Here is a 4,387-nt window from a genome sequence, read left to right on the forward strand (position 1 = left end):
CGAGCCGAAACGCGACCTTCCGTAACGGGTCATCGACGACCTCGAGCAGCGCGTCGACCTCGTCGCGATAAGCCAGACTCGCCGACCGTCCTGGTCCTCATTCTTCGGTCATCATGGGTAGCTTCCCCTTTGCTGGATCCCGGAAGAATCTCCGCCGAGAACGGTCGAAATTGATCCGATTTGGAGGTGTCATCGGAGTTGATCGTGCGTCGATCTTCCGATTCCCCCCCCGATTCCCGGAAGCCTTTGAGCGTGGAGGTCCCGATTCCTCGGTTCTCCTCAGTAAGACAAATTGCGAAACATCCGCTAGATAGGGTAGCGATTCAGTCGGTGATTCAGAATTTGCTTTAAGACACTAACCCAGTTCTTGTACAGACTCCAAACTCTGCATCTCGCATCCCAGTCTTGACAGAAAGATGAATAGTTGGACTATTTATGTTTTGGAGCCTATATTAGTTTTTACAGGGACGATTATTATATAACGGTAAAATTTACATATCTATGGATATCGCTAATCCGTGTGGCAATCATGTAGGTAAAATATCTTGAACGTGGGTTAATCTGGATCTACCGTTCCCGAACGTGCCAGCTTCCCTTGGTGGGGTCAGGGCATTGTATAGTCTTCAACGGACCCGAAATCAGAGATGTGAACGTATGATGCAAACGTCGACACAACGGCAAACGAAGGAGTATCAGACGACCACTGGAATCGGGAAATCAAATCAAGATAGTCTTCGAGACGGAGGTGATCAGAGTGCGGGTGGATGATGTCCTTTATGAGGCTGGTGAACCGGTTGACCCTGACCGAGCGAAAGAGCTGGCAGTAAACGAAGTACTCAAAAAACCGTTAACCGAACATCTAAACAACCAACAAAAGAAGTACCGGCAGATCGCTGTCGCTAGCGGAGTGTTGATTCTCGCTGGTGTCGGCGCTCTGGCTATAAATATCGATCCGTTGGTTGGTGGAGGCCTGTTGATTGCTGGTATCGTTGTCGCTGGTGGTGGGTACAGTTACGTGAATCGGGAGGATCCTAATGTGACGATAACTGGTATCGAGAAAGGGTATTGGACAGGATACAGCCTTCCCACCGATGATGGGGTGATGGTCTATGACGCGATGGATAATATAGACCAGACGGAGTTTGACCTCGAACAACTCTCGGATACAGAACCGGTCTCGTCCGCACGAGCAGATATCGAGAATTTGAGCGAATTCCCAGTCGTCATGCCACCGGGCGAGAATCCGGAGGCATCGTTCACAGGAACGCTCGAATCTGTCCGCGAGGAGATCGAAAACGCGGATCGACATACAGTGGAGGTACCGCTCGTATCAACCGGAAGTCGCCAGGCCGAAGCCGTCGACTTCTTCGCATCCACAGCCACAGACGAGGCTGACCCCGTTTCGGTAGATGTTGAGATCACGGACAACGAGGCTCAGGGAGATGTACAGTCGCTCGCTGAGTTAGAACGGATGGCTGCGAGTGATCACGGAGAGTCCGAACTAGAGGAGCTTTCGGAGACAAGCCAAGAGTTGGCGAATGACCTTTCAGGTCTTCAAGAGACAGCGATTGACCTGTTGAACGAGCATGTCGGGGCTGCTGCAGACGCATTCGGATTGGTGAGCTACAACTTCTACTGTCCTGATTGCCAGATGGACGACATTGACTCGGAGCTCTCCCTTTCTAATCCACATGAAGGGACGTGGTACTGCGGTACTTGTCGGGAGTCGTTCGAGACTGAAGAAATTTTGCCGCGCCACCGCATCAAAGACGAGATCGTCAACCCAGTTTGGGACCAACTCTGGATCGAGAAGGACGACCAGCGACGAGAGATCTACGAGAACATCGAAGATCAACAGTCCGATCTACAGGAACGTGAGTTCGAGCAACGTAGTGAAGAAATCCGAACCGCAGCCGACCGCATTCAGGAAATCCGATCTAAAATCCGCAACCTCAAGACGCAAGCCAAGGCCGCTCAAGGGAAAGTCGACGAGGTTGGTGATCTCATGGTCAAGTATGACCGAATCCATGAAGAGCGGAAGCGAGAATTCCAGCAGGAGGTCGAACAGTCTTTCGCCGAGATTGATGAGCGGACCGAGCGCGTGCTCGAGGAAACACGGAATGAAGAACAAGAACGGATCGAGCAGGCTGAACAAGCGGCGAAAGAGAAGGCAGAGCTGATTCGAGAGGAGGAACGCCGACGGGAGGTCGCGAAGTTCATCGCTGAACAGCGAAGGGCTGACGCTCGCAATGAGGCGGCATTGGCACAACAGGCCGAGAGGAAACGCGCAGAGATGGGTCAGCGAGCAGAGTTCCACGACGAAGAGATGACCATGGAGCAGCGCCAACATCGAGAGAACTGGAATCTGAAGACGCGGGGGAAGACTTCGTTCTCCAGCCATATCAACCGATTCAAACAATGGAAAGATCGGACGTTGGGGGCGAGTGCTCACCAATCAGGAGGTGAACACTGATGGCCAGTGAAGACCTTCACAAGCCGCTCAAAGCGATCAATCAAAGCATCTCGGATCTGCGTGAGGATATAATTTCGCTCAAAGGAGAGGTAGAGAAGATCCACACAGTCATTCGGCAAGCGGCCGAGACCATCCGGGAGGCCATTCAGGAGAATATTCGTGCACAGGCAGAGCTGAAACTGATGGATCATATCATGGAGGTTCGGACGGTCAAACCCCAGATAAATGCCGAATACGAGCAAATAGAGACTGAGCGAAGTGAACTCCAAGAGCGCCTCACGAGTATTGAGGAGCGATACCAGCGCAAACACGAAGAACTCAATGAGAAAGCGAAGGACCGAATTCGGAATCTGGGCTCACATATTTTCGAAATCGATGAAGAGCAGTTTGAATCGGGGATTGAGGATCCGTTCACGAGTCAGGTAACGACGACATGGCAATTCCTTCAGGCGCATAACGAGGACGTACGAACGGAACGAACCGGAGAGGTTCAGGGTACAACTGAGGAGGTCGTCCAGACTATCGACGACTTTGTGCATCGTCAGGATGAATTGATCGAAACTATCGACGACCACCGCTTCGACGCAGCTGAAGTCCCACTCCCGGACGATCATCCAGAACGGTTACAGGTACCCTACTATATTGTCGAATACGAGTCAGATGGCTTCTCCCAACGTCGACTCGTCGTCCCTTCGGAACTCTCGACAGAGAATGGGACGACATGGTGTTCAATATCCCTCTCGCCGATTTCGGGGTCGGGAGAGCTCCTCAGTGGTGTTTCAGGCGTTGACAACCCCGAGACTATCGGGTCGATTTCCGCTGATCAACTCGCGTCGACGCTCGGTGAATACGGTAAGGAGTCATGGGTCACGTCGTACAGCGACGCTGTGACAGATGCCGTCCCCGAGGATGGCACAATTCCGGTCCGAGCCCCGGGAGGTGAAGACTGATGGCGCATCTTGAACAGACACGGGCCGTCGTCGAAGCTGACGAAAAGTTCGACGGGAAGATTATCCCGACAGAGAGGGCGGAACTCGACCGCCCAGTTCGTCTCCAAGATGGAGCAACAGTACAGGGTAGCATCTACGGAGAAACTATCGATATGGCTCCGAATTCCTCTGTCGAAGGATCTGTGATGGCCAGTGGTGGCGTTGAGTTAGACGGTAGCCATATCCACGGCGAAGTTGGGACACCTGGCAAGGTTATCGCTGAGGACGCTCGGATCGACGGAACTGTCACAGGAAAGCGAGTGACGCTCAGCAACTGTGTCGTGCGAGGCAACGTCGTTGGAACAGAGGTGATACTGGAAAACTGTACAGTCCTTGGCATCGCCACTGCTGACCGCCGGTTGGACCTCACGGACTCGCTCTGTTACACGTTCCGGGGTCACAATGAGACGGTCCTCGACGAAGTTACAGTAATTCTCCCTCAGGCGATTGCTGACGGAGGACTCACGCTCGAGACGCCTGTAACTGTAGCTGGACTCGGATCACTCGACGTAGATACTGAATCCGATGACGAAGATGAGAAACACCCTGAACTGACTCAATCAGATCTCTATACACACGAAGGAACGACCTATCTCACTCTGTCTCCCCGAATCCTGAACCTCGAAAAAGTGAACGATCGATTAGAGGAGCTCGAACAAGGCGTGCTAGCTGCTGTCGACGACAGCACTGGTGACACGATGGAGATGAGCATCGAGGATGTCCTGGATCTATTGGACGTCGACGCAAATAGGGCTCCACTTACAGAATAAGGATGATCGGACTCAGTGTTGGAGCGCTCGTCCTCGGAGGACTCATTACTGCCTGGTTCGCCCTTTGGATATGGCGAATCATTGGTGCGGCCGCTAGTGTTGAGACTCTCGGAATCGGAGTGGTTGTCGTCATTGCGGTCGCCGCACTTTACGGT

At 52.8% G+C, this 4,387-nt stretch carries 3 protein-coding genes; all 3 read left to right on the forward strand.

The window, feature by feature from the left end:
- Positions 1 to 754: 754 nt before the first annotated feature.
- From ACFR9S_RS13520 to ACFR9S_RS13530, 3 genes are read left to right on the forward strand one after another with little or no spacing between them, the layout of a single operon-like run.
- Positions 755 to 2,473, forward strand: coding sequence for a hypothetical protein (locus ACFR9S_RS13520; RefSeq protein WP_143076999.1), 1,719 nt, complete (start codon positions 755 to 757; stop codon positions 2,471 to 2,473).
- Positions 2,473 to 3,423 carry a hypothetical protein gene (locus tag ACFR9S_RS13525; RefSeq protein ID WP_074880406.1) on the forward strand — a complete coding sequence of 317 codons (951 nt, stop codon included), beginning with the start codon at positions 2,473 to 2,475 and terminating at the stop codon, positions 3,421 to 3,423. Before ACFR9S_RS13520 ends, ACFR9S_RS13525 begins: the two co-directional genes overlap by 1 nt.
- A complete protein-coding gene (locus ACFR9S_RS13530; RefSeq protein ID WP_143077000.1) occupies positions 3,423 to 4,232 on the forward strand; it encodes a polymer-forming cytoskeletal protein in 810 nt (269 codons plus the stop codon). The genes ACFR9S_RS13525 and ACFR9S_RS13530 overlap by 1 nt, the downstream gene beginning before the upstream one ends.
- The last annotated feature ends 155 nt before the right edge of the window (positions 4,233 to 4,387 follow it).

Origin of the sequence: Halolamina salina, from assembly GCF_042678005.1 — an archaeon.
Classification (GTDB): Archaea; Halobacteriota; Halobacteria; order Halobacteriales; family Haloferacaceae; genus Halolamina; species Halolamina salina.

What these genes read in the sequence shown, in the direction of transcription:
- ACFR9S_RS13525 (WP_074880406.1), top strand. Translation starts at nt 2,473, where the DNA reads ATGGCCAGTGAAGACCTTCACAAGCCGCTCAAAGCGATCAATCAAAGC.
- ACFR9S_RS13530 (WP_143077000.1), top strand. Translation starts at nt 3,423, where the DNA reads ATGGCGCATCTTGAACAGACACGGGCCGTCGTCGAAGCTGACGAAAAG.